Raw genomic sequence first — 24,148 nt, 5'->3', positions numbered from 1 at the left:
GCGCGACCACTGCCAGAATGCCGCCTGACTCTCTCATTCAAGGATGATGAACGATGGCGGAGACAGCCACACCGCATGATGCCGTATTTAAAACCTTTCTTTCTCGTGTAGAAACCGCGCGGGATTTTATTGAGATTCATCTCCCTCCCGCGTTAATCCGCATCTGTAAGCTTGATACCCTGCATCTGGAATCGGGAAGTTTCATTGAAGACAGCCTGCGTCCCTACTATAGCGACGTTCTCTATTCGCTGGAGACGACCTGCGGGCGTGGCTATGTGCATATTCTTATTGAACATCAGAGCTCACCGGACAAGCACATGGCGTTTCGGTTAATGCGCTATGCGGTAGCGGCAATGCATCAGCATCTGGAGGCTGGGCATAAAACCCTGCCGCTGGTGATCCCCATCCTGTTCTATCAAGGACGGCGTAGCCCCTACCCCTGGTCCCTGAACTGGCTGGAAGCATTTAGCGATCCAGATATTGCTCGCCAGCTCTACAGCACCGCCTTTCCCCTAGTGGATATCACCGTTATCCCCGACGATGAGATCATGCAGCACCGCAGCATGGCGGCCCTGACGCTCATTCAGAAGCATATTCGTCAGCGCGATATGGCACAGCTTTTGGACAAGCTCACAGTTTTGTTGATGCTTGAGCAGATGAGCAGACAACAAGTCATCACGTTGATAAACTACATCGCACAGGCGGGAGAAGCACAGGACGTTCAGACACTGTTATTTGGACTGGCACAGCGCGTGCCGCAGCATGGAGAAACATTGATGACCTTTGCAGAACATATGAAGCAGATTGGCCTGGCTGAAGGTATTCAGGAAGGAAAACGCGCTGCCATGCTAGAAATCGCCAGAGCGATGCTACAGCGGGGTTTTAATAGCAGTACGGTCACGGAGATCACCGGCCTGTCAAAAGACGAACTGCAGCAGCTCCCACACTGAAACTTGACCCGCCCGGTTAAACCCGGACGGGCAGATTCTTAACGCGAGATAATCAGGTGCAGGCCAAAGGCGGTGAAGAGCGCGCCGGCCACGCCGTCGATCCACTTCGCCATACGCTGATAGCCGCGGCGCATCGCTGGCAGAGCAAACAGGCTCGCCACCAGGGTAAACCAGGCAAAAGTCTCCAGCGCAATCAGCACGAAAATCCCCCAGCGCGCCGTTTCACCAACGCTGTCACCTACAAACAGTGAGAAGACCGAGCCGAAGTAGATAATCGCTTTCGGATTCGCCAGGTTAGTCAGCAGCCCCTTCACAAAGCTACGCCCGCCGGTTGCCAGCTCCACCTGCGGCGCAGGTGCGTTAATGGCCTCTTTCTTCAGCGCCCCACGCAGCATCTGGTAGCCCATCCAGCAGAGATAGAGCCCACCGCCGACCATAATAATGGTGTGCAGCCAGGCCATTTTTTCAAGGATCAGATTAAGGCCAAGCAGCGCCACGCCTGCCCAGATCATGACGCCGAGGGTGATCCCCAGCACGCCCATCATCGCCTCTTTGCGCGATCGGCTAACGGCGGTTTGCGAGACAAAGAAGAAGTCCGGGCCGGGGCTCATCAGCGCCACCAGATGCACCAGCGCCACGGTCAGAAATAGCGTTAACATAGATTACTCGTGGGGAAAGATTGATCAGGCTACTATCCTGGCACCTTTTAGCTCCGCTGACTACTCATCGTCACCGTCAACGTGCTCGCGAATGAGGGTCATAAACGGCTTGCCAAAGCGCTCGAGCTTGCGCATCCCGACACCGTTCACGCTGAGCATCTCGCTGGCGGTGATCGGCATCTGCTCGGCCATCTCGATCAGCGTGGCATCGTTGAACACCACGTAGGGTGGAATATTCTCTTCATCAGCAATCGCCTTACGCAGCTTGCGCAGTTTGGCAAACAGCTTGCGGTCGTAGTTGCCGCCGAAGACTTTCGGGTTTGCCCGCGCCTTCACGACCACGACGCGCGGCACGGCCAGCTGGAGCGGCACCTCGCCACGCAGGAAGGGGCGTGCGGCCTCGGTAAGCTGTAACGCCGAGTGCTGGGCGATATTCTGCGTCACCACGCCAAGGTGGATAAGCTGGCGGATCACGCTGACCCAGTGCTCTGTGGTCTGGTCACGGCCTTCGCCATAGATCTTGAGCTTGTCATGACCCATGTCGCGAATACGCTGGTTATTCGCCCCGCGTAGTACCTCAACCACGTAGCCCATACCAAAGCGCTGGCCGACGCGGTAGATAGCGGAGAGCGCTTTCTGGGCGTCCACCAGGCCGTCGTAGCGGCGCGGCGGATCGAGGCAGATGTCGCAGTTGCCGCACGGCTTCTGACGCCCTTCGCCAAAGTAGTTCAGCAGCACCAGGCGGCGGCAGGTCTGCGCTTCGGCAAACGCCCCCATCGCGTTGAGCTTGTGGCGCTCAATATCCTGCAGCTGGCCAGGCGGCTTCTCCTCCAGGCATTTACGCAGCCAGCCCATATCCGCCGGATCGTAAAACAGCATTGCCTCGGCAGGCAGGCCATCACGTCCGGCGCGGCCGGTCTCCTGGTAATAGGACTCAATGTTGCGCGGGATATCAAAGTGCACCACAAAGCGCACGTTGGGTTTGTTGATACCCATCCCGAACGCTACGGTAGCTACCACGATCTGCAGATCGTCGCGCTGAAACTTCTCCTGCACGTCGGCGCGAATGCTGTTGTCCAATCCGGCGTGATAGGCCCCGGCGCTAAAGCCACGGGCCTGCAGGCGCGCGGCGGTATCTTCAACCTTAGCGCGACTGTTGCAGTAGATGATGCCGGATTTGCCCCGCTGCTCCTGGACGTAGCGCAGAAGCTGATCGAGCGGCTTAAACTTCTCCAGCAGGGTATAGCGAATGTTGGGACGGTCGAAGCTGCTGACCTGGATCAGCGGATCGCGCAGGCCAAGCAGATGCACTATATCGCTGCGGGTGGTGTCATCCGCCGTTGCGGTCAGCGCCATAAAGGGCACAGCGGGGAAGCGGGCGCGCAGTTGGCCGAGCGCGGCGTACTCGGGGCGGAAATCGTGCCCCCACTGTGAAATACAGTGCGCCTCGTCAACCGCCACCAGGCGTAGATCCCAATGCGCGAGATGCTCAAGGAAGTTATCCAGCATCAGGCGTTCCGGCGCGATGTAAAGCAGGCGGATCTGGCCGCTGCGGCAGCCCGCCATAATGCCCTGCTGCTCCTCCCGGCTCTGGGTGGAGTTCAGACAGGCGGCGGCCACGCCGTTAGCGAGGAGCTGGTCGACCTGATCTTTCATCAGCGAAATCAGCGGCGATACCACCACCGTCAAACCGCTTTGTACCAGCGCCGGAATTTGATAGCAGAGGGATTTCCCGCCGCCGGTCGGCATCACCACCAGACAGTCGCGCCCAGCGAGCACGGTCTCAATGATGGTCTGCTGGCCCGGGCGGAACTGCTGGTAGCCGAAGGTTTCTCGCAAAACCTGCCCTGCCCCCGACTCCAGATTCAATACTTCCGCCTGCGCCACGTTAACCCCATCTGCCTTCAAAAAATGACTCTGCCTTAAAAAAGATCGTTAAGCATAACGCCCACGCCTACGCGTGTCTGGTTAAAGTTGTAATCAATTAATGATTCACCGTAACCGCTGTAAACCTGGGTATACAAGCGTACGTGCTTCGTGACCGGATAGCTCAGACCCAGCTCGGCGCCGCCGTAGCCGGTATTCCAGTTGTACTGCCCTTTAGCACTCAGAATGGCCTCGCCCAGCTGGTAGCCGATCTTGAGCTGGTAGTAGCCCATATACTTGGTGATATCTGGGTTATCGTCGGTGTCGCCCACCACGAACCAGGGTTTGACCTCCACCAGCCAGTTAGCATTCTGCGCCATCAGGCGGCTATAGATTCGGTTCCAGCTGCGGGAGGTGGGATCGGAGCGACCGTTAGAGTCGTGATTATACCCGAACTCGACGTCGCGCAGCGTCCAGCCTGCCAGTTCATAATCGGTAGCGAAGCCGAGGAATAGCTGCGGCTCGTAATTGGTTTCACGAAACGGCGAAGACTCACCGCTGTTAGAGAGCTGCCACCAGGACTTTTGCGTATAGGACGCGCCCAGCACCGAGTTTGGCCCTATGATACCGCGCCAGAACGGGAATGCCAGGCTGAGCTGGAATTTTACCTCATCTTTGCGAGCATTATCGGACCAGTTGTAGGTGCTGATCGCCTCTTTGTTAAGATCGCTGGTCACCGTATAGAGCAGATAGTTGGATTCATACGGATAGAGCGTAAAGGGGTTGTCGTGCTCCTGTAACATATTCGCGATGATGCTGCCGCGTACGGCGGGTGCATCGTGTACAGCTTTAACCGTGGCTTCCTGCGCTAATGCTGTAAAAGGCAGTGCGATGGCTGACAAAAACCAGGGCAGATACGTCCGCATCGGTTTTGCTCTCCTGACCAAAATTGTTGAGATGGGTAATATTCAGACACCTATTTTACATATTTCTATAAACGCTGCGCAGCTATCGTTTCTGAAAGTGGAAAACAACAATTAAGAAGCATAAAATCAACAACTCATTAACTACCGGACGCATAAAATAATGTCAGCCGTTCTTACCGCCGAGGAAGCTTTACAGCTGGTGGGCGAAATTTTTGTTTATCATATGCCCTTTAACCGCGCGCTGGGGCTGGAGCTGGAGCGCTATGAAAAATCGTTTGCCCAGCTTAGCTTTAACAATCAGCCAATGATGGTGGGCAACTGGGCACAAAGCATCCTTCACGGTGGGGTGATTGCCTCTGCGCTGGACGTCGCGGCAGGACTGGTCTGCGTTGGCAGCACCCTCACCCGCCATGACACCATTGCTGAAGAGGAGCTGCGCACGCGCCTCGCAAAGATGGGGACTATCGATTTGCGCGTCGACTACCTGCGTCCGGGTCGCGGCAATCGCTTTACCGCCACCAGCAGCCTGCTGCGGGCGGGGAATAAAGTTGCCGTGGCTCGCGTCGAGTTGCATAACGAAGAGCAGCTCTATATTGCCAGCGCCACCGCCACCTACATGGTAGGTTGAGGTGGCAAAATCAGGTAACATGCTGTTACTTTTTTGCTAACGGATTTGGATGTTCCGATGGATGCTAAGCAGACGCGGCAGGGCGTACTACTCGCTCTTGCCGCTTATTTTATTTGGGGTATCGCACCGGCGTACTTCAAGCTGATCGACTACGTTCCCGCCAATGAGATCCTGACCCACCGGGTTATCTGGTCATTCTTTTTTATGGTGATACTGATTAGCGTTAGCCGCCAGTGGTCACGGCTGAAAATCCTGCTGCAGACACCGAAGAAAATTGTGCTGCTGGCCCTCTCGGCGGTTTTGATCGGCGGTAACTGGCTGCTGTTTATCTGGGCGGTGAACAATCACCATATGCTGGAGGCCAGCCTCGGCTACTTTATCAACCCGCTGGTGAATATCGTGCTGGGCATGATCTTTCTTGGCGAACGCTTCCGACGCATGCAGTGGCTGGCGGTGATCCTTGCCGCCTGCGGCGTGCTGGTACAGCTCTGGACCTTTGGCTCGCTGCCAATCATCGCCCTGGCGCTGGCGTTCAGCTTTGCCTTCTATGGCCTGGTACGCAAAAAGATCGCCGTTGATGCTCAGATGGGCATGCTAATAGAGACCCTGTGGCTGCTGCCGGTCGCCGCCGTCTGGCTGTTTGGCATCGCTGACAGCCCTACCAGCCATATGGGCAGTAACCCCTGGTCGCTCAACGTGCTGCTGATGGCGGCGGGCGTGGTGACCACAATTCCACTGCTCTGCTTTACCGGTGCGGCTACCCGTCTACGCCTCTCGACGCTGGGCTTTTTCCAGTATATCGGCCCGACGCTAATGTTCTTGCTGGCGGTCACCTTCTACGGTGAAGTGCCGGGGATGGATAAGATGGTGACCTTTGCCTTTATCTGGGTGGCATTGGCAATTTTCGTGATGGACGCTATCTATACCCAGCGCCGGATGCGGAAGATGTAATGACGCCAGGTGGTGCAAAACCACCTGGCCTGGAACGATTACAGCCAGTTTTTGCGTTTAAAGTAGAGATAGGGCGCCAGGCCAGCGAGCATCATAAACACGATCGCGCCTGGGTAGCCAAAGCTCCAGTGCAGCTCCGGCATAAACTCAAAGTTCATGCCGTAGCTGGAGGCCACCAGCGTCGGCGGCAGGAACACCACCGAAACCACCGAGAAGATCTTGATGATGCGGTTCTGCTCGATGTTGATAAAGCCCATCGCTGCCTGCATCAGGAAGTTTACCTTCTGGAACAGGGATTCGTTATGCGGCAGCAGGGATTCGATATCGCGCAGGATCTCGCGGGCCTGCTCCAGCTGGCTGCCCGGCAGGCGTGCTTTACGCACCAGGAAATTCAGGGCGCGCTGGGTATCCATCAGGCACAGACGTACCTTCCAACCGATATCCTCCTGCTCGGCGAGTGCAGAGAGCGCTTCGTCGTACTCATCGCCCTGCTGGCCTTCCATAATCACGCGGCTCAGCTTCTCCAGATCGCTGTAGATATTCTCAATCTCGTCCGCCAGCTGTTCGATTTTGGTTTCAAAGAGATCGAGCAGCAGCTCGTAGGCGTTGCCGTCAACCATCGACTGGCTGCGGGCGCGCATCCGGTAGAGGCGAAATGCGGGCAGCTCACGCTCGCGCAGGGTAAAGAGGCGGCCGTCGCGAATGGTGAACGCCACCGTTGAGTTACCGGCGTGATCCTCTGCATCTTCAAAGAAGAAGAAAGAGTGAATATGCAGCCCGTCCTCATCCTCAAAGAAACGCGCGGAGGCTTCGATATCCTCCAGTTCAGGACGCGTTGCCAGGCTCTGACCGAGGTCCGTCTGCACACGGTGACGTTCATCGTCATCCGGCTCGACCAGATCTACCCACACCGCATCGATCAGGGTAGGTGTCTCTTCAACTTCGAGACGGGTGAGACGGTTATTTTCCAGTTGAAATGCGCTCAACATGACCGGGACTCCCAATACAAAAATTATCGGACAGTTCGGTGGGCACACAGAAACAAATTGGGTTTCAGACCATTAAACAGCCTGACTCAGCGCGACGGGAATAATTGTCGCTGACAACCACTAAGGCCATCAGCGCGAGGAGATAGCCTTAGGAGTTGTTCCTGGATGACAGGGAATTGAGCCAGTATCTACTGGGTGTGTCCAAGGCGAATGTCCTCTTAGCGTGATCGTGCGCGCATGTTACGCCAGCTAAAATATGGCGTCAACACGCAACGGAACGCTGAAGAGCAATAATTGGCCTTCAGCGTTTAAGGGTAGCAGAGTGTTACAAAATAGTGATATTTTTCTGAAAGTTACACTTCTTCAAGGCGGGCGTAAGCGGCTACCAGCCATTTGATCCCCTGGCCCTGGAAGGCCACCTGCAGACGGCTGTGCTCGCCGCTGCCCTCGAGATTAACGATGGTGCCTTCGCCAAATTTCGGATGGCGCACGCGCTGGCCAAGCTTATAGCCGGAGTCGTTCTGCGCCACCGGGGTGCCCATGCGCTGATGGTTCACCGGGCGGCTAATGCTGGCACGCAGGCGCACCTCTTCCACGCAGTTTTCCGGCAGCTCGCCGATAAAGCGTGAGGGACGATGGTAGACCTCTTTGCCATACAGACGGCGGGTTTCGGCATAGGTCAGCGTGAGCTTCTGCATGGCGCGGGTTACGCCCACGTAGGCCAGACGGCGCTCCTCCTCCAGCCTGCCGCCCTCATCCAGCGACATCTGGCTGGGGAACATCCCCTCTTCCATGCCGACGATAAACACCTGCGGGAACTCCAGGCCCTTCGCCGAGTGTAGGGTCATCAGCTGCACCGCATCCTGCCAGGTATCGGCCTGCCCCTCGCCCGCTTCCAGCGCCGCGTGGGAGAGAAACGCCTGCAGCGGCATCAGATCTTCGTCTTCGTCGTTGTAGCTAAACTGGCGCGTTGCCGTCACCAGCTCCTCTAAGTTTTCGATACGTGCCTGGCCCTTTTCGCCCTTCTCCTGCTCGTACATCATCCACAGGCCGGAATCTTTGATCACCCGGTCGGTCTGCACGTGCAGCGGCATGTCGGCGGTCTCCTGGGCCAGGGCGTCGATAAGCTCGAGAAAACGCTGGAGCGCATTGGCGGCGCGTCCGGCCAGGGCCCGCTCCTGCAACAGCTCCCGGCTGGCCTGCCACAGTGTCAGCTGACGATCGCGTGACGCCTGGCGCACCACGTCGAGGGTGCGATCGCCAATGCCGCGCGTCGGCGTATTCACCACGCGCTCAAAGGCGGCATCGTCGTTACGATTGGCAATCAGGCGCAGATAGGAGAGGGAGTCTTTGATCTCCTGGCGTTCGAAGAAGCGCATGCCGCCATAGATACGGTACGGCATCCCCACCTGGAGCAGCGCCTCTTCCAGCACGCGCGACTGGGCGTTGCTGCGGTAGAGGATCGCACACTGCTCCAGCGCGCCGCCGCTCTCCTGCCAGGTCTTGATTCGATTCACCACGAAGCGCGCTTCGTCGAGCTCGTTGAACGCGCAGTAGAGCGAAATCAGCTCACCGTCGAGGCCTTCGGTCCAGAGCTTTTTCCCGAGGCGACCGTTGTTGTTCTCAATCAGGGCGTTAGCCGCGCTGAGAATGTTGCTGGTCGAGCGGTAGTTCTGCTCCAGGCGGATGGTCTCTGCGCCGGGGAAGTCGTTAAGGAAGCGCTGGATGTTCTCTACCTGCGCGCCGCGCCAGCCGTAAATAGACTGGTCGTCGTCGCCTACGATCATCACCTTGCCGGTGTCACCCGCCAGCAGGCGGATCCAGGCGTACTGAATGTTGTTGGTGTCCTGGAACTCATCCACCAGGATGTTAGTAAAGCGCTCGCGGTAGTGGTTGAGAATATGCGGCTTGTTGAGCCACAGCTCGTGGGCGCGCAGCAGCAGCTCGGCGAAGTCCACCAGTCCGGCGCGATCGCACGCCTCCTGGTAGGCCTGATAGACCTTCTGCCAGGTCTGCTCAACCGGGTTACCAAAGCTCTGAATATGGTGCGGGCGGATGCCTTCGTCTTTCTGGCCGTTGATGTACCACATCGCCTGGCGCGGCGGCCACTGCTTCTCGTCAAGGTTCATGGCCTTGATCAGACGGCGCAGCAGGCGCAGCTGATCCTCGCTGTCGAGGATCTGAAAATCCTGCGGCAGATTGGCGTCCAGATGATGAGCGCGCAGCAGGCGGTGCGCCAGCCCGTGGAAGGTGCCGACCCACATGCCGCCCTGGGTGGTGCCCATCAGCTGGCCGATACGGTGGCGCATCTCTGCCGCCGCTTTGTTGGTAAAGGTCACCGCCATAATCGAGTACGGCGAGCAGTTCTCTACGCTCAGCAGCCAGGCGATACGGTGAACCAGCACGCGCGTCTTACCGCTGCCTGCGCCCGCCAGCACCAGCATATTGCTGCGCGATGCGGCCACGGCGTCACGCTGTTTGTCATTAAGGCTGTCGAGCAGGTAAGAAACGTCCATTGGCACCGCCGGGAGAGAGGGGCCGTACAGACCCCTGTTAATATATACAGATTATCTGGTGATTATATCAGCGAGGTCAGAGATGCCAACCGAGAAATTTCAACGTGGGGTAATAAGCGACTGTCGGTCGCGGTCAGCAGGCTGACGCCTTCCGGTTTGATCCAGCAGGCCTGCATCCCGCAGCGGATCGCCCCCGCCACGTCGGTGGTGAGGTCATCGCCAACGTGCAGGATCTCTCCCAGCGGCAGGTCGAGCTTCTCTGCCGCCCGATGGTACATATCCTGATGCGGCTTTGAACGCCCGTCCGGGCCAGCACGCAGGACAAATTCAAAGTAGTCGCCGAGACCAAACCGTTCCGGCTGCGCATTGCCGTTGGTGATGGCCACCAGCGGCCACTTTTTGGCTAGCGCTGCCAGCGTATCGTGCGTGGCCTGTGGGACGTCGATCCGGCTGCGCCAGAGAGCAAAGTTTGCCATCGCCGCCGTAGCCCCCTCCTCTGCCTCTTCCGCGCTCAGGCCGGCATCCAGCATGGCGCGCTCCACTGCTCGCCGCCGCCACTCCGTGACGTCATGATAAATATCCGGCTCGCTGTCGCGCAGCGCCTGGCGCAAACGGTGGAAGTCGGTATTCTGCAGGTGGCTAAGAGAGGGATGATAGTTCTGCACGAAAGTCAGCGACTCGTGCTCGGTCCGCAGGATCACCTCACGGTTATCGTACAGGGTGTCATCAAGGTCAAAGGTCAGCGCGGAGATCTGACCCAGTGGACGATAAAAACGCATTATTTCCCCCGTTTGGCGCGTGGATGCGCCGCGTCGTACACCGAGGCAAGGTGTTGAAAATCAAGATGGGTATAGATCTGCGTGGTGGACAGATTCGCGTGGCCCAGCAGCTCCTGCACGCCGCGCAGGTCTCCGCTCGACTCCAGCATGTGGGTAGCAAAGGAGTGACGCAGCTTATGCGGATGCACGTGGCTGTTCAGCCCCTGCTTGATGCCCCACTCGGCAAACCGCTTCTGCACGTTGCGCGCCGAAATACGCTTGCCGAGCTTGGACAGAAACAGCGCCTCTTCATCCGTACCAAACAGCCCGCGCAGATCCAGCCAGTGTTCTACCCAGATCACCGCGTTGCGCCCTATCGGCAGACGGCGCTCCTTGCTGCCTTTCCCCAGCACCCACACCTCGCCGGTGTCGAGATCGAGATGGCGGATGTCGAGGTTCACCAGCTCCGACAGACGCAGGCCCGCACCATACATCACCTCCAGCATCGCCCGGTCGCGCACCGCCAGCGGATCGTTAAGATCGATATCCAGCAGACGGTTAACGTCGTCAACGTCGATATTTTTCGGCAGGTGGCGCGGCGCTTTCGGGGCAGAGATCCCCTTCGCCGGGTTGGCTATCAGCTCGCCCTGGCTTACCAGCCAGTCAAAAAAGCTGCGCAGGGCCGAAAGCCGCAGCGCCAGGTTTGCTGGCCCCAGCCCCTGACGTCGGCTCTTGACCGCAAAGCTGCGTACCACGGCGGCATCGCACTGCGGCCAGCTTTTGATATTGCTTTCATCCGCCAGCGTAATAATGGCCGCAAGCTGACGCTCATAGTTCAGCAGGGTGATCGGGCTCAGCTGCCGCTCAACGCTCAGGTAGCGCAGAAAACGGGTTACCAGCGGCTGCAGCGGCGAGTCGATCATATGCGTTCAATCCAGCGCGCCAGCAGCTCCGGCAGCATGGCCGCCACCTCTTGCAGCAGCTGGGTGCCCTGATCCGGGTGATAGTGGGTCACATCGCGGCTGCTGAAGATGATCACGCCGAGATCGCCATCGTGGCCCATCATGGAGAGCGCCACGGAGCCGATAGCGCGAGCCTCAGGCAGCAGAAGCAGCAGCTCAGGCCCGTTAAGCGGCCCCAGATAGTGATTCTCCTGACCCAGGCGCTGAATACGCAGCGGCTCAAAGGCCTGGCGGCTTAGCGCCAGATGAGTAAAGTCAGAGGGCGCACCGATGCGCCAGCGATCGGAAAACAGACGGATGCTGGCCCCTGCCAGACCCATCTCTTTTGCCCAGCGCTGGAAACGCACCAGCAGATCTTCAAGACTGCTGGCCGAGGCCATCTGTCCCTGCAGGCGCAGCAGGCAGGAGAAGAGATCTTCATTACTGCTCGCCTGCTCCATCAGCAGAGTCATGTTCTCTTCCAGCACGTTGATATGGTTACGCGCGCGCACCATCTGCCACTCAACCAGCGATACCGCGCCGCGCACCGGGTGCGGAACCTCGATCATCTGCACCGCCTGCGCGTTGCGGATAAAAAACTCAGGATTACGCAGCAGATAATCGACGACCTCGCGATCGGTAAGTTCGGCCAGGGCCGCCTGCTGCTCTTCCTCAATGTGCTTCATAGATGAATAAATCCGTCGTAGACGTGTGTTGCCGGGCCGGTCATAAACAGCGGCTGGCCCGGACCCTTCCAGGCAATATCAAGACGGCCGCCTGGAAGCTCCACGCGTACCTCTTCTGCCAGTAAACCTTGCTGGATCCCAACCGCGACCGCTGCACATGCGCCGCTGCCGCAGGCCTGGGTCTCGCCCGCGCCGCGTTCAAAGACGCGCAGGCGAATATGTTCGCGCTTAACGACCTGCATAAAACCGATATTGGCGCGCTCCGGGAAGCGCTCATGGCTCTCCAGTACGGGACCCAGCGTTTCAACCGGGGCGGTGTCGACACTCTCCACCTGAATCACGCAGTGCGGATTCCCCATCGAAACGACGCCGCACAGAATGGTCTGTTCGGCTGCGCGCATGATATAGGTTTTTTCCGCTTTGTTCGCGCGAAACGGAACGGCGGCGGGATCAAAGTTCGGCTCGCCCATATTAACCCGTACCAGCTCATCTTCCGTGACGCTTAGCACCATCCGCCCGTTGGCGGTGCTGACGCGAATATCGCGCTTGTTGGTCAGCCCCTTCAGCCGCACAAAGCGGGCGAAGCAGCGTGCGCCGTTGCCGCACTGGGACACCTCACTGCCGTCGGCGTTGTAGATCCGGTAGTGAAAGTCGAGATCCGGATCGTAAGGCGGCTCGACGATCAGCAGCTGATCGAAGCCAACGCCCAGATGGCGATCCGCCAGCCGACGGATCAGTTCGGGTGAAAAAAAGACATTCTGCGTTACCGCGTCGACGACCATAAAGTCGTTGCCAAGGCCATGCATTTTAGAGAACTGCATCATTGACTCCATTGCACAGGGACAGAATGTTACCGTCAGTAAATGACCTGAGTCGGGCCGTCACCGGTACCACGATCGTTACGCGTTGGCGTGGTCGTCTGGGCCGGGTTCTCCACTTTCTTCGTTGGCGGCGGAGCAGATTTGTCAGCTGGCGGGAAATAGAGAGGTCCCTTCAAACCGCAGCCCGTCAGGCTAAACAGGGTCAGAAGTACCGCCAGCGAACGAAAAACGTTTTTCATTATGGTTGCCTGTAAGTTCATGCTTTATGGTTTCTATCATCGCAGGAGAGGGCGCAAAAGCAAGAGTTTGCACGCCGCCTGCAATGGGAATTATTTCGCGTTATACTGCCGCCATCACGATCAGAAGGAAAAAAAATGAACGACTCTGAATTCCACCGCCTTGCCGATGGCCTGTGGCAAAGCATTGAAGAGCGCCTGGACAACTGGGACGGCGACAGCGATATCGACTGCGAGATCAACGGCGGCGTGCTGACCCTGACCTTTGAAAACGGCAGTAAAATTATCATTAACCGTCAGGAGCCGCTACACCAGGTCTGGCTAGCCACCAAGCAGGGCGGCTACCACTTCGATCTGAAAGGCGACGCGTGGATCTGCGATCGCACCGGCGACAATTTTTGGGATCTGCTGGAGCAGGCGGCAACGCAGCAGGCCGGGGAGCCGGTGAGCTTCCGTTAACTACGGTTTTGCGCCCTCGTAGGCCCGGTAAGCGCAGCACCACCGGGCATTCCTGAGGAAAACTCTCTTCAGGAGAAATAGTGCTGCAGCAGCGGCGCGTCGTTGTTTGGACTGGCCGGCGGCACCACACCAATCGCCTGGTTGCGGAACGGGATCACCTGCGCGCGTCCGTCCACTTTCACAATCTGGTAGAACTGCGGCAGATTGAAGTTGATAAAGCTGGAGCCGTAGGTAAAGCGATCGTGGGATGAGGAGTAGAAGCGGCTTACGTCGCGCACCAGCTCCTCTTTACTGCCCTCGCAGTGGTGATACACCTCTGCCCGGTTGCTCTCGTCCAGAATGTAGATGTTAAAGCCCGTCTCGTCGCCCGCCTCTTCAAAGAAGAACTGAATAATTCCTTCACTGGCAAAACCGTCGACCACCGGCGGCAGCTTGACCTGGTTGGTCTCTACCTGCACCGACAGGCCGTGCAGCTTGTTGTGGGAGATCGCCCCGTAGAACTCAATGGCATTCTCCAGCTTCTGTACCGATACGTTCAGGCGCTCAAAGAAGAGACCCCACGTCTGCCCGGCGACGCGCAGCGCTTTAAAGCGTCCAGTCTCCTGGCGGGTGCTGGAGAGGCGCAGCTCGATGCACTCCGACACCAGCTGCTGCACGCGGGTACGAATCAACCCGCGCAGGTGCTGGCTATAGCAGAATACCTCCACGCTATCCGGCGGCGCGGCGTCCTGATGCATCTTGCCAAGAATGGTCTTCAGCGCCTCGATCATCGCCTGCTCGCCGTTAAAGTGCAGCGTACGCACCTCGTTCCACGAGTTGCGATAGAGCAGATCGACGCTGCCCACCAGACAGTTTTGCTGCTCGCCGAAGCTGAACACGTCCAGCTTGCGGAAGTCAAAATGGACCACCTGATTACGGAACGCCGCCGTCGGGTCGTACTCCAGATTAACAATAATCGCCAGATGGCGAATTTCACACGGACTGTAGAGCGCTTTCGGCGTCGGCGCAGGCAGGCGCAGCGGGAAGTGGTGCGACACGTCAGCGACCATCTCCTGCAGCTTCGCCAAATCGACGATGCCGTTGCCCTTAATAAACAGATGCGTGCGTGACGTCAGCAGGCCGTTAAACCACGCCCACGCCACCAGCTTGTTCAGATAGCGGTTATACTCCAGCGGCTGCTGGCTGATAATCGAATCCATGCTCGGCGCGCGGTTATAGAGATACCAGCCAGAGCGGTTGGCCCGGCCCGGCGGCACATGAATAAAGGTCAGATTCGGCTCGGAGAGATCCGGCGAAATCTGCGGATTGACCAGCGTCACTTTCCCCGGCAGCGCTTCAAAAGCGGCATACAGCTTACGGGTCAGCACGCCGATATCCTGCGGGCTGGCGGAGACGCTAAGGTTGTTACGTCGGGCAAAGCGGATCAGGTTACGATAGCTCTGCATCATGGCATCAAGCAGTTCGTTATGCGCTTCACGTACCTGGCCGATTTTCCAGTTGGCGCGATTATCCAGCATGGCGAGACGCGCTTCGTCCCAGCCCCACTCCTTCACCAGCGAACTCACCACTTCGCGTCGCCAGCCAACGCAGGCGCGCTCGCGGCTCAGCTTTTCACACACTTTTAAGTAGAAACATCGACGCACGAGGTCCAGACGCGTGTGGTCTTCGATCGCCGTCAGATAGTGGGTGACCCGTTCCAGCATCATGCAGTAGTGATCGAGACCAAAGGAGACGATCTCCCCGTCGTGCAGCCGCTGTTTAATATCTTTTGCCAGCAGACGCGTGTTCGGGTACTCCCAGGAGTAGGCCTCCAGCAGCAGCGTTTTCAACACTGCTTTATAGGGAGAGTCGATACTTTTATAGAGCTGCCACAGGCTGGCACCGAAGTACTCCTCCGCCGACAGCGAGCTTAACCCGCCCAGATCCAGCCACTCGTTTGGCGTCAGCACGCCCTGGGCGTACAGCGACATTACGTAGTCGTCGTAGTTGGCCTCTTCATCGCCCGGGACCATATTCCAGAGAATACGCTTCCCGGCCAGACGTACGGCAGTGCGGTAGAACTCATCGAGCAGGAGGATATGTTGGGTAGAGCCGCAGTCTTCTCCACCGAGGCTACCGCTTTCGTTATGACGGAAGCGGTTCTCGTCGATCAGGAAGAAGCTCACCTCTACGCCGAGCGAAGCAGCCCAGCTCTCCAGCAGGCTACATTTACGCTGTAGCAGCTGACGCTCGTCGTTATCGAGCCACGACTGATGGCACACCCAGATATCGAGATCGGAAGAGCTACTTTGCCCGACCGACGAGGTGCTGCCCATCGTATAGAGTCCGGTGATCGGCAGTTCACCCTTGGGCGACTCCTGTACCGGCAGCCCACGGCTCAGCTCCAGCTCGTTAAGGTAACGGAGCTGGTTTTCATCGGGCGTGTAGAGGCAGATGCCGCGGGGAACATCACCTTCAAGGTAACCCGGCATCAGCGGATGATGATAATGCAATAATGTAGGCAGCAGACTGTATACCTGCTGGAAAGCAGGCCCCATAGCGGCCAGCGCGCGATCGACACGCAGTTGGTTTATGGCATCCAGTCTCTGTTTCAGAGTCTCAATATAGAGGTACAAGACGTATCGCCTGATGTTTTAAACCTTTCCGTAGCGCCACGCTGACAGAAACGTCGGCAATCGCGGTCCGGTTCAGATTTTTAGTATTACAAAGATACCCGTCACCCTTTCTCGTCCTTATGATTTTGTGAGTACAGACGAAAAAATGGTCTAAAACGTGATCAATTTAACACCTTGCCGATTGACCGTAAAGAAAGATGCGCTACATACAAGTGTAGCACCGTTCGTTACGTGTAAATCCCAGAATACGGCCTCTTAGCACTCTTGCGCAATCACCCGTGAAAACTGACACCCTAAGACAACAGTGTTAGGATGGTCGATGGACGATAATGACGGTAACAAGCATGCCTGACAATATTTTAAGAATCGCCACACGCCAAAGCCCCCTTGCGCTCTGGCAGGCACACTATGTTCAGCAGCGCCTGATGGCCTGCCATCCAGGCCTTAACGTTGAGCTGGTGCCAATGGTCACCCGCGGCGATGTGATCCTCGATACCCCCCTCGCGAAAGTCGGCGGCAAAGGGCTTTTTGTTAAAGAGCTGGAGCTGGCCCTGCTTGAGAACCGCGCCGATCTGGCCGTCCACTCGATGAAAGATGTGCCGGTTGAGTTCCCAAAAGGGCTGGGGCTGGTCACCATCTGCGAGCGTGAAGATCCTCGCGATGCCTTCGTCTCTAACCATTATGAGAGCCTGGACGCTCTGCCTGCAGGCAGCGTAGTTGGCACGTCAAGTTTACGCCGCCAGTGTCAATTAGCCGAACGCCGCCCGGATCTGGAGATCCGCTCGCTGCGCGGCAACGTCGGCACACGGCTGGGTAAACTCGATAACGGCGATTACGATGCCATCATTCTTGCCGTTGCTGGGCTAAAACGTCTCGATCTCGAGTCACGCATTCGCGTGGCGCTGCCGCCGGAACTCTCTCTGCCTGCCGTGGGCCAGGGTGCGGTAGGCATTGAGTGCCGTCTTGACGATGAACGCACCCGGACGCTGCTTGCCCCGCTCAACCATGACGATACCGCCCTGCGCGTTAAAGCCGAGCGGGCAATGAACACGCGGTTAGAGGGCGGCTGCCAGGTGCCTATTGGCAGCTATGCTGAACTGGTTGCCGGTGAAATCTGGCTGCGGGCGCTGGTCGGCGCACCGGATGGCTCGGTGATGGTTCGTGGTGAGCGCCGGGGTAAACCGGAAGAGGCGGAGCAGTTGGGCGTATCGCTCGCTGAAGAGCTGCTGGCTAACGGTGCGCGTGAGATCCTGGCAGAGGTCTATAACGGAGAGGCGCCTGCATGAGTATCCTGGTCACCCGCCCCTCTCCCGCCGGTGAGGAATTAGTGAGCCGTCTGCGCGCACTGGGCAAGGTGGCCTGGAGCTTTCCGCTGATCGAATTTACCCCAGGCCGGGAGCTGGCTACCCTGCCTGAGCGCCTTGCCGCATTTTCTGCTAACGACCTTATCTTTGTGCTGTCGCAGCATGCCGTGGCATTTGCCCACGCGCATCTCCAGCATCACGGCCTGCACTGGCCGGTTGCCCCCCGCTATTTCGCTATCGGACGGACTACCGCCCTGGCGCTGCATACCGTAAGCGGCATCAATGTACGCTATCCGGTGGATCGGGAAATTAGCGAAGTGTTGCTACAATTACCTGAATTACAAAATATTGCAGGTAAGCGTGCAATGCTGTTACGTGGCAACGGCGGGCGCGAGCTGCTAGGCGAAACGCTGGCGGCACGCGGCGCTGACGTCACATTTTGTGAATGTTATCAACGTAGTGCGAAGTTTTATGACGGCGCGGAAGAGGCAATGCGCTGGCAGACTCGCGGGGTCACAACGATTGTGGTGACCAGCGGCGAGATGCTCCAGCAGCTTTTCTCTCTGATTCCAGCCTGGTATCGTGAAAACTGGTTACTTCGCTGCCGTCTGTTGGTGGTAAGCGAACGTCTGGCGCACCTCGCCCGGGATCTGGGCTGGCAGGATATTCAGGTCGCTGATAACGCTGACAACGATGCGCTGCTGCGCGCATTACAATAACTCTCATAATGGGAAGCCATAATGACGGAACAACAACACTCCTCTGCCGTGGTTGAAGAGACCAGGGAGGCCGTGGATACCACGCCACAGCCAGAAAAAGCTGAGAAGAAGGATCGCGCCATTAAGACCAGTCTTGCGCTGAGCGCGATTGCCATCGCCATTGCGCTGGCCGCTGGCGTGGGGCTTTATGGCTGGGTGAAACAGCAGACCTCAACGCAGTCAGCCACCAGCGATGCGCTGGTAAGCCAAATTACTGCGCTGCAAAAGGCGCAGGAGACACAGAAAACGCAGTTTGAAGGCATTATCAAGCAGCAGAGCGATGCCCTGGCCGCCGCAGAGCGCCAGCAGGCCGAGCAGAATAAGCAGCTTGATGAGCTATCGCAGAAGGTGGCGACCATCTCCGGAACCGACGCCAAAACCTGGCTGCTGGCCCAGGCCGATTTCCTGGTGAAGCTGGCCGGGCGTAAGCTGTGGAGCGATGGCGACGTCACTACCGCTGCCGCGCTGCTGAAAAGCGCCGATGCAAGCCTGGCCGATATGAACGATCCAAGCCTGATTGCTGCCCGCCGCGCCATCACCGACGACGTCGCCAGCCTCTCCGGCGTGGCGCAGGTGGATTACGACGGCATCATCCTCAAGGTTAACCAGCTCTCTAACCAGATCGATAATCTGCGTCTGGCGGATAACAACGATGACGATGCGCCGATGGATAACGATAGCGGCGAGCTCTCCAGCTCGCTGAGCGAATGGCGGGTAAACCTGCAAAAGAGCTGGCACAACTTTATGGACAGCTTTATTACCGTTCGCCGTCGCGATGAAACTGCGGTTCCCCTGCTCGCCCCGAACCAGGATATTTACCTGCGGGAGAACATCCGTTCACGCCTGCTGGTTGCCGCCCAGGCCGTGCCGCGTCATCAGGAAGAGACCTACAAACAGGCGTTGGATAATGTTTCCAGCTGGGTACGTGCTTACTACGATACCGATGACGCCAGCACCAAAGCGTTCCTCGAAGAGGTCGATAAGCTCAGCCAGCAGAACATTACTATGACGCTGCCGGATGCTCTGCAAAGCCAGCCAATTCTGGAGAAGCTGATGCAGACGCGCGTGCGTAATCTGCTGGCCCAGCCTGCGGCGGCGGCCAATGACGCAGCGCCAGCGGCACCGTCAGCGCCGGCGGCGAATGAAGCTGCGCCGCAGCAGGGGGAATAATCATGCTAAAAGTATTGCTCCTCTTTGCACTGCTGCTCGCCGGTATCGTTATCGGACCTATGGTAGCCGGACACCAGGGCTATGTGCTGATCCAGACCGATAACTACAATATTGAAACCAGCGTGACGGGGCTGGTGATCATCCTGATCCTCGCTATGGTGGTTCTGTTTGCCGTTGAGTGGCTGCTGCGCCGTATTTTCCATACCGGCGCGCGCACCCGCGGCTGGTTCACCGGCCGCAAACGCCGCCGCGCCCGCAAGCAGACCGAGCAGGCGTTGCTCAAGCTGGCCGAGGGCGACTATCAGCAGGTTGAAAAATTGATGGCGAAAAACGCCGATCATGCCGAACAGCCGATGGTGAACTACCTGCTGGCCGCTGAAGCAGCCCAGCAGCGTGGTGACGAAGCCCGGGCTAATCAGCATCTGCAGCGTGCCTCCGAACTGGCCGAGCACGATCCTATTCCGGTAGAGATCACTCGCGTGCGTCTGCAGCTGGCGCGTAACGAAAATCACGCCGCGCGCCACGGCGTCGATAATCTGCTGGAGATTACGCCGCGCCATCCGGAGGTGCTGCGTCTGGCTGAGCAGGCCTATACCCGTACCGGGGCATGGAATTCTCTGCTGGACTGTATCCCTTCAATGGCGAAAGCGGGCGTCGGTGATGAAGCACATCACGAAGCGCTGGCCCAGCGGGCATGGATTGGCATGATGGATCAGGCCCGGGCCGAAGGGGGCAGCAGCGGCTTGAAAACCTGGTGGAAGCACCAGAGCCGCAAAACCCGCCATCAGGTCGCGCTCCAGGCGGCTATGGCCGAGCATCTGATTGAGTGTGACGATCATGATACCGCGCAGGAGATCCTTCTCGACGGATTGAAGCGTCAGTATGACGATCGGCTGGTGCTGCTGATCCCGCGTCTGAAGACCAACAACCCAGAGCAGGTAGAGAAGGCGCTGCGCCAGCAGATTAAGACTCAGGGCGATCGCCCGCTGCTGTGGAGCACGCTTGGCCAGTCGCTGATGAAGCACGGAGAGTGGCGGGAGGCGAGCCTGGCGTTCCGCGCCGCGCTGAAGCAGCGTCCGGATCCGTTTGATTATGCCTGGCTGGCCGATACCCTTGACCGCCTACAGCAACCAGAAGAAGCGGCCGCCATGCGTCGCGACGGCCTGATGCATACTCTGCAGAACAATCCCCCGCAGTAAACCCGCCATAAAAAAACGCCCGCTCTGAAACCAGAGCGGGCATTAAACAGGTCTGCGTGACAACAAATTGGTGCTTCACTCAACGTTGTGTCCATGGTGTTTGATGAGGCCGGAGCGACATCTGTCTGTGGACGATAAGCACCATTAAACGGCTCTGCGTCATTCCTGAGTATATGAGGCCTTGCGGCGAGCATAAGAGATGGAATGAGCATCTACAGGTATATTATTGCACAAGGCGTGCCACTTTTTCACTCTTAAAACTAGCAGGCTGTATTCATTTAGGAATTATGGAAGGTGTCACGAAATTGCCCTGAAATGCAGTGAGAAGTGCGAAGGAAGCAGCAAAAGTGTCGCCTTATAGCGACGAAGATAACGTAAAAATAATAAGCCATTTTAAAACAAAAGATTTCGTGTCGTTGATTGGCGACATATACACCAGCTTCTGTCTTTTTTAGATCTCCCCTGCTCTATTTTGCTCTCTTCACTACGTTAATGCCCTCTACGCTCTGGTTAATAGTGCCTTATGTTTTCTCCTCTAAAAATAGAAAGGGTAAAACCACATGAGCGATCCCACTCTTGCCACCGGCACGCCGGTGGTCAGCGTACACGATAACCGGGGACTGGCCGTGCGCGTCCTCAACTGGAACCGTGAGCAGGACGGCGATCCGCTGCGCCTGCTGGTCACCCATTCGCAGATGGATGAGGCCAGCCGGGTGGTGTCACTCCGTGACCCGCGCCTGTTTGCCGCCTGGTCTGCTAACGACGCGACGCCAGCAAATCTGCGGAGCACCCCCTCACTGACAGGTCAGGTTTTGCACCGTGAAAGCAGCGACAGTGGGGATCTGGTGACACTGTTTGACGCGGCAGGCCGTCCGGTGTGGCGCCGGGACGGGCGCGGCACGGTGCAGACCGTGGCGTACGATGCGCTGGGCCGCCCTTCATACGGCAGCGAGCAGCTGAGCGGAAGCGGTGACATCCGGGTCAGCTGGCGCAGCGGGTACGGCGACGCCGGTCCGGCGGATGACGGCTCGCAGGAGGACAACCTGCGGGGAGTCTGCGTGGCGCAGTATGATGATGGCGGCCTGGCGCAGGTGAACGCGGTGGCGCTGAGCGGGGCGGTGCTCAGCCAGACGCAGCGCTTTTTGTCTTCGGCAGAGGCGTTACCGGACTGGCAGGCGGATGCAGCAGCACTGCTGGAGGCAGATGTGTATACCACGGCCACTGCCGCCGATGCCCGGGGCATGGTGCTGAACCAGACGGATGCCATGAACCATGTGCAGGCCTGGCGGTATGACATCAGCGGCAATATCGGTTATCAGACGGTGACCCCGGCGGGCGGGGAGACGCAGACCCTGCTGACGGACGTGACATGGAGCGCGGCGGGTCAGGTGCTGACAGAGTCCGCCGGCAACGGCGTGACCACCGGGTACAGCTATGACCCGCAGACGCAGTGGCTGTCCGGTATTCTGGCAAAGGATGCGGATGGCCGCCGCCTGCAGGACCTGAGCTGGAAGTATGACTTCACCGGCAACGTCACCCTGCTGACCGACGGGTGCGTGGCGACAGGCTACTGGCGTAACCAGGCCACGGACGGCGTGCGTGATTATACCTATGACGCGCTGTACCAGCTGCTGAGCGCAGAGGGGCGCGAGAACGCGGGCAACACCGGCATGCAGTACAGCGCCCTGCCGGTAATGCCGGACGGCAGCCAGTATGTCAGCTACGCCCGCAGCTATGAGTATGACGACAGCGGTAACCTGAAAACGATGACGCACAGCGGGGCGGGAAGCTACACGCGCACCATGACCACAGCGGAGACCTCGAACCGCAGCGTGCAGCGGAACGACGGCGGCGCGCAGAGCCCGGATGAGGTGGCGAAGTGGTTTGACAGCAACGGCAACCTGCAGAAACTGCAGGCCGGAGCGTCCCAGACCGACCCGCTGGCCTGGGACGGCAGCAACAACCTGCAGTCGTTGACCCTGGTGAGCCGCGACCCGGACGTCACGCAGAACGACCGGGAGCTGTACCAGTACAGCGGCAGCCGGCGGGTGCGCAGACAGACCCGGACCCTGGCGAACGGCAGCAGCGGGCTGTGGAATGTGGCCGATGTCCGCTACCTGCCGGGGCTGGAGCTGCGCAGATGCTGGCAGGAGACCGCGGGCGAGGCGCCGCCTGCGGAGCCGACAGAGGAGCTGCACGTCATCACCGGCCAGGCGGGGCGGGCGGGTATCCGGGTGCTGCACTGGGAAGCAGGTAAACCGGATGCTATTGACAACAACCAGGTGCGCTGGAGCGTGGATGACAACACCGGCTCGCTGATGCTGGAGCTGGACGCCGGGGGCGGAATTATCAGCCGGGAGGAGTACTATCCCTTCGGCGGCACGGCGGTGTGGGCGGCGCGCAGCGAGGTGGAGGCCAGTTACAAGACCGTGCGCTACTCGGGCAAGGAGCGGGACGGCACCGGGCTGTACTACTACGGTCACCGCTACTACGCCCCGTGGCTGTGCCGCTGGGTGAGCGCCGATCCGGCAGGCGAGGTGGACGGGCTGAACCTGTTCCGAATGGTAGGGAATAACCCGTTAACGCTCAAAGATAGTACTGGCCTCTATACAAACCAAGAGTGGGCCAGTCATATGCTCGAAGTAATGAACTCGTTTAATCTAAGACCATTACCTGAAAATTTCACCGGTTTTTTTGGTTCTAATTTAATGGAGCGTTTTGCTGCGATGTTCCCAACCGTCGCCCAGTTTATGAATCCCTATCAGTTAAACCAGAATTGTTATTACTGCACGATAGCCGCGTTAGTGAATACAGATGTCAATGATATTGTTAACTATACGGAGATCATGCAACAGGACTCTGCCTCACTGGATGAAATCGAATTACTATTTAACCAAGCAAGCGTACACGTAAGTACGCAGAATTTTAATGAGAACATGGGGTTACATCAAAATCGCTGGCAGGCAACCTATGATTATTTGAATAGAGAATTAGCCAACAATGAAGCCGTAGGATTAGCGTATCGACGTCCAGCTAACGTTCAGCAGAACGTTTTCTCTCCGGGAGGAGGGCATGTCGTTGCAGTGACAAGAAGCAATGACGATATTTATGTTCTGGATTATCAGTCAGGTCAAATAAGCTTAATAGACAGAAACACGCCGCCGGAGAATCAGCCGCATGAAAGTTATCATGTTTTTCAGCGTGTTACGAGCGCAGCCGCAACAAACAGCTGGCAAGAAGTCTATGATTTTATAACAACCCAATTTCTGCGAGGTCGTTCTCGATCAGGATTAATAGGCCTGGAGATCAATGGTCAGATGGAAACGTCCAGATATGAAATGACAATGTCCGGAGAGTTAATTATCGAAATCGCTAATCAACCGCATCCCGTATCGCGAGACATTGTCTTGCAGAATGCGCTAGGAGCAAGCCATGAAATGATAAGGCTATGGCCTGCCGTAGCCACAGACGCACGGTAAGCCAGAAACTGTCAGGAATTCAGGCGAAAAAAAACCCCGCTATAAAGCGGGGTTTCTAAATGTGGTCGGCGAGAGAGGATTACTCGCCACTCCGTGGCTCGCCCTGCGGGCCGTTGCTAAAGCAACGTTCTTTCGCTCCGCTCAAGTCGAACCTCCTGCCCCGGAGGTTCTCATCCTCTGGAAATTCAGGCGAAAAAAAACCCCGCTATAAAGCGGGGTTTCTAAATGTGGTCGGCG

The 24,148-nt window shown here is 57.9% G+C and carries 21 protein-coding genes and 1 other RNA gene; 9 read left to right on the top strand and 13 right to left on the bottom strand.

Annotation, left to right across the window (positions count from 1 at the left end; all coding sequences use genetic code 11):
- The first annotated feature begins 53 nt into the window (after window positions 1–53).
- Window positions 54–950: an Rpn family recombination-promoting nuclease/putative transposase gene (locus RTX96_RS18660; protein WP_312671767.1), complete on the top strand. Its 897-nt coding sequence runs from the start codon at window positions 54–56 to the stop codon at window positions 948–950.
- 38 nt (window positions 951–988) lie between these two features.
- Here RTX96_RS18660 and rhtC read toward each other — a convergent pair whose 3' ends face one another.
- Genes rhtC through pldA form a run of 3 tightly spaced genes read right to left on the bottom strand, consistent with a single transcriptional unit; the run spans window position 989 to window position 4,401 of the window.
- Window positions 989–1,609 (bottom strand): threonine export protein RhtC, encoded by a 621-nt coding sequence (rhtC, locus tag RTX96_RS18655; protein ID WP_103821740.1) that lies wholly within the window; start codon window positions 1,607–1,609, stop codon window positions 989–991.
- Window positions 1,610–1,669: 60 nt separating this feature from the next.
- Window positions 1,670–3,496, bottom strand: coding sequence for an ATP-dependent DNA helicase RecQ (gene recQ, locus RTX96_RS18650; protein WP_103821769.1), 1,827 nt, complete (start codon window positions 3,494–3,496; stop codon window positions 1,670–1,672).
- Window positions 3,497–3,531: 35 nt separating this feature from the next.
- Window positions 3,532–4,401, bottom strand: coding sequence for a phospholipase A (pldA, locus tag RTX96_RS18645; protein ID WP_103821739.1), 870 nt, complete (start codon window positions 4,399–4,401; stop codon window positions 3,532–3,534).
- Between the two features lie 160 nt (window positions 4,402–4,561).
- On the opposite strand from pldA, the gene yigI reads away from it, so the two are divergent.
- A complete protein-coding gene (gene yigI, locus RTX96_RS18640) occupies window positions 4,562–5,029 on the top strand; it encodes an acyl-CoA thioesterase YigI (RefSeq protein WP_103821738.1) in 468 nt (155 codons plus the stop codon).
- Window positions 5,030–5,086: 57 nt separating this feature from the next.
- A complete protein-coding gene (gene rarD / locus RTX96_RS18635; protein ID WP_103821737.1) occupies window positions 5,087–5,980 on the top strand; it encodes an EamA family transporter RarD in 894 nt (297 codons plus the stop codon).
- Window positions 5,981–6,018: 38 nt separating this feature from the next.
- Here rarD and corA read toward each other — a convergent pair whose 3' ends face one another.
- From corA to lptM, 8 genes are all read right to left on the bottom strand, one after another.
- A complete protein-coding gene (gene corA / locus RTX96_RS18630; RefSeq protein ID WP_103821736.1) occupies window positions 6,019–6,969 on the bottom strand; it encodes a magnesium/cobalt transporter CorA in 951 nt (316 codons plus the stop codon).
- Window positions 6,970–7,117: 148 nt separating this feature from the next.
- Window positions 7,118–7,174: a YsgD/CorL family protein gene (ysgD, locus tag RTX96_RS18625; protein WP_212743980.1), complete on the bottom strand. Its 57-nt coding sequence runs from the start codon at window positions 7,172–7,174 to the stop codon at window positions 7,118–7,120.
- A 148-nt stretch (window positions 7,175–7,322) separates the two neighbouring features.
- The gene (uvrD, locus tag RTX96_RS18620; protein WP_103821735.1) at window positions 7,323–9,485 is read right to left on the bottom strand and encodes a DNA helicase II; all 2,163 of its coding nucleotides are present in this window, start codon (window positions 9,483–9,485) and stop codon (window positions 7,323–7,325) included.
- A 62-nt stretch (window positions 9,486–9,547) separates the two neighbouring features.
- Complete coding sequence (gene yigB / locus RTX96_RS18615; RefSeq protein ID WP_103821734.1) at window positions 9,548–10,264, bottom strand: 5-amino-6-(5-phospho-D-ribitylamino)uracil phosphatase YigB; 717 nt, start codon at window positions 10,262–10,264, stop codon at window positions 9,548–9,550.
- Window positions 10,264–11,166, bottom strand: a complete 903-nt coding sequence (gene xerC, locus RTX96_RS18610; protein ID WP_312671766.1) for a tyrosine recombinase XerC — start codon at window positions 11,164–11,166, stop codon at window positions 10,264–10,266. Before xerC ends, yigB begins: the two co-directional genes overlap by 1 nt.
- Window positions 11,163–11,870, bottom strand: a complete 708-nt coding sequence (locus RTX96_RS18605; protein WP_103821732.1) for a DUF484 domain-containing protein — start codon at window positions 11,868–11,870, stop codon at window positions 11,163–11,165. The genes xerC and RTX96_RS18605 overlap by 4 nt, the downstream gene beginning before the upstream one ends.
- Window positions 11,867–12,691, bottom strand: coding sequence for a diaminopimelate epimerase (gene dapF, locus RTX96_RS18600; RefSeq protein ID WP_103821731.1), 825 nt, complete (start codon window positions 12,689–12,691; stop codon window positions 11,867–11,869). The genes RTX96_RS18605 and dapF overlap by 4 nt, the downstream gene beginning before the upstream one ends.
- 35 nt (window positions 12,692–12,726) lie before the next feature.
- Window positions 12,727–12,930: an LPS translocon maturation chaperone LptM gene (gene lptM / locus RTX96_RS18595; protein WP_103821730.1), complete on the bottom strand. Its 204-nt coding sequence runs from the start codon at window positions 12,928–12,930 to the stop codon at window positions 12,727–12,729.
- Window positions 12,931–13,065: 135 nt separating this feature from the next.
- Between lptM and cyaY the strand changes: the two genes are divergently transcribed.
- Window positions 13,066–13,386, top strand: a complete 321-nt coding sequence (gene cyaY, locus RTX96_RS18590; RefSeq protein WP_103821729.1) for an iron donor protein CyaY — start codon at window positions 13,066–13,068, stop codon at window positions 13,384–13,386.
- Window positions 13,387–13,454: 68 nt separating this feature from the next.
- On the opposite strand, the gene cyaA is transcribed toward cyaY, so the two are convergent.
- Entirely contained in the window at window positions 13,455–16,001 is a 2,547-nt protein-coding gene (cyaA, locus tag RTX96_RS18585) for a class I adenylate cyclase (RefSeq protein WP_312671765.1), read from the bottom strand.
- Window positions 16,002–16,345: 344 nt separating this feature from the next.
- Here cyaA and hemC point away from each other — a divergent pair, with 344 nt between their 5' ends.
- From hemC to RTX96_RS18560, 5 genes are all read left to right on the top strand, one after another.
- Window positions 16,346–17,287 (top strand): hydroxymethylbilane synthase, encoded by a 942-nt coding sequence (gene hemC / locus RTX96_RS18580; RefSeq protein ID WP_312269772.1) that lies wholly within the window; start codon window positions 16,346–16,348, stop codon window positions 17,285–17,287.
- Complete coding sequence (gene hemD, locus RTX96_RS18575) at window positions 17,284–18,024, top strand: uroporphyrinogen-III synthase (RefSeq protein ID WP_103821726.1); 741 nt, start codon at window positions 17,284–17,286, stop codon at window positions 18,022–18,024. Before hemC ends, hemD begins: the two co-directional genes overlap by 4 nt.
- Before the next feature lie 21 nt (window positions 18,025–18,045).
- Window positions 18,046–19,233, top strand: coding sequence for a uroporphyrinogen-III C-methyltransferase (gene hemX, locus RTX96_RS18570; protein ID WP_312671764.1), 1,188 nt, complete (start codon window positions 18,046–18,048; stop codon window positions 19,231–19,233).
- Window positions 19,234–19,235: 2 nt separating this feature from the next.
- Window positions 19,236–20,432: a protoheme IX biogenesis protein HemY gene (gene hemY, locus RTX96_RS18565; RefSeq protein WP_103821724.1), complete on the top strand. Its 1,197-nt coding sequence runs from the start codon at window positions 19,236–19,238 to the stop codon at window positions 20,430–20,432.
- Window positions 20,433–20,992: 560 nt separating this feature from the next.
- Window positions 20,993–23,911 (top strand): RHS repeat-associated core domain-containing protein, encoded by a 2,919-nt coding sequence (locus RTX96_RS18560; protein ID WP_312671763.1) that lies wholly within the window; start codon window positions 20,993–20,995, stop codon window positions 23,909–23,911.
- A gap of 62 nt (window positions 23,912–23,973) precedes the next feature.
- On the opposite strand, the gene RTX96_RS18555 is transcribed toward RTX96_RS18560, so the two are convergent.
- A non-coding RNA gene (locus tag RTX96_RS18555) (RtT sRNA) lies at window positions 23,974–24,106 on the bottom strand.
- Window positions 24,107–24,148 lie beyond the last annotated feature (42 nt).

Source organism: Pseudescherichia sp. (genome assembly GCF_032052675.1).
In the GTDB taxonomy this organism is placed as follows: Bacteria; Pseudomonadota; Gammaproteobacteria; order Enterobacterales; family Enterobacteriaceae; genus Pseudescherichia.
Note: the sequence above shows the minus strand (reverse complement) of the source record. Positions and strands in the feature narration are given on the sequence as shown.

Coding starts and splice junctions, on each gene's coding strand:
- hemY (WP_103821724.1), top strand. CDS start 19,236: ATGCTAAAAGTATTGCTCCTCTTTGCACTGCTGCTCGCCGGTATCGTT.
- lptM (WP_103821730.1), bottom strand. CDS start 12,930: ATGAAAAACGTTTTTCGTTCGCTGGCGGTACTTCTGACCCTGTTTAGC.
- uvrD (WP_103821735.1), bottom strand. CDS start 9,485: ATGGACGTTTCTTACCTGCTCGACAGCCTTAATGACAAACAGCGTGAC.
- dapF (WP_103821731.1), bottom strand. CDS start 12,691: ATGCAGTTCTCTAAAATGCATGGCCTTGGCAACGACTTTATGGTCGTC.
- cyaY (WP_103821729.1), top strand. CDS start 13,066: ATGAACGACTCTGAATTCCACCGCCTTGCCGATGGCCTGTGGCAAAGC.
- RTX96_RS18605 (WP_103821732.1), bottom strand. CDS start 11,870: ATGAAGCACATTGAGGAAGAGCAGCAGGCGGCCCTGGCCGAACTTACC.
- xerC (WP_312671766.1), bottom strand. CDS start 11,166: ATGATCGACTCGCCGCTGCAGCCGCTGGTAACCCGTTTTCTGCGCTAC.
- hemD (WP_103821726.1), top strand. CDS start 17,284: ATGAGTATCCTGGTCACCCGCCCCTCTCCCGCCGGTGAGGAATTAGTG.
- rarD (WP_103821737.1), top strand. CDS start 5,087: ATGGATGCTAAGCAGACGCGGCAGGGCGTACTACTCGCTCTTGCCGCT.
- pldA (WP_103821739.1), bottom strand. CDS start 4,401: ATGCGGACGTATCTGCCCTGGTTTTTGTCAGCCATCGCACTGCCTTTT.
- yigB (WP_103821734.1), bottom strand. CDS start 10,264: ATGCGTTTTTATCGTCCACTGGGTCAGATCTCCGCGCTGACCTTTGAC.
- rhtC (WP_103821740.1), bottom strand. CDS start 1,609: ATGTTAACGCTATTTCTGACCGTGGCGCTGGTGCATCTGGTGGCGCTG.
- RTX96_RS18560 (WP_312671763.1), top strand. CDS start 20,993: ATGAGCGATCCCACTCTTGCCACCGGCACGCCGGTGGTCAGCGTACAC.
- RTX96_RS18660 (WP_312671767.1), top strand. CDS start 54: ATGGCGGAGACAGCCACACCGCATGATGCCGTATTTAAAACCTTTCTT.
- corA (WP_103821736.1), bottom strand. CDS start 6,969: ATGTTGAGCGCATTTCAACTGGAAAATAACCGTCTCACCCGTCTCGAA.
- hemX (WP_312671764.1), top strand. CDS start 18,046: ATGACGGAACAACAACACTCCTCTGCCGTGGTTGAAGAGACCAGGGAG.
- hemC (WP_312269772.1), top strand. CDS start 16,346: ATGCCTGACAATATTTTAAGAATCGCCACACGCCAAAGCCCCCTTGCG.
- yigI (WP_103821738.1), top strand. CDS start 4,562: ATGTCAGCCGTTCTTACCGCCGAGGAAGCTTTACAGCTGGTGGGCGAA.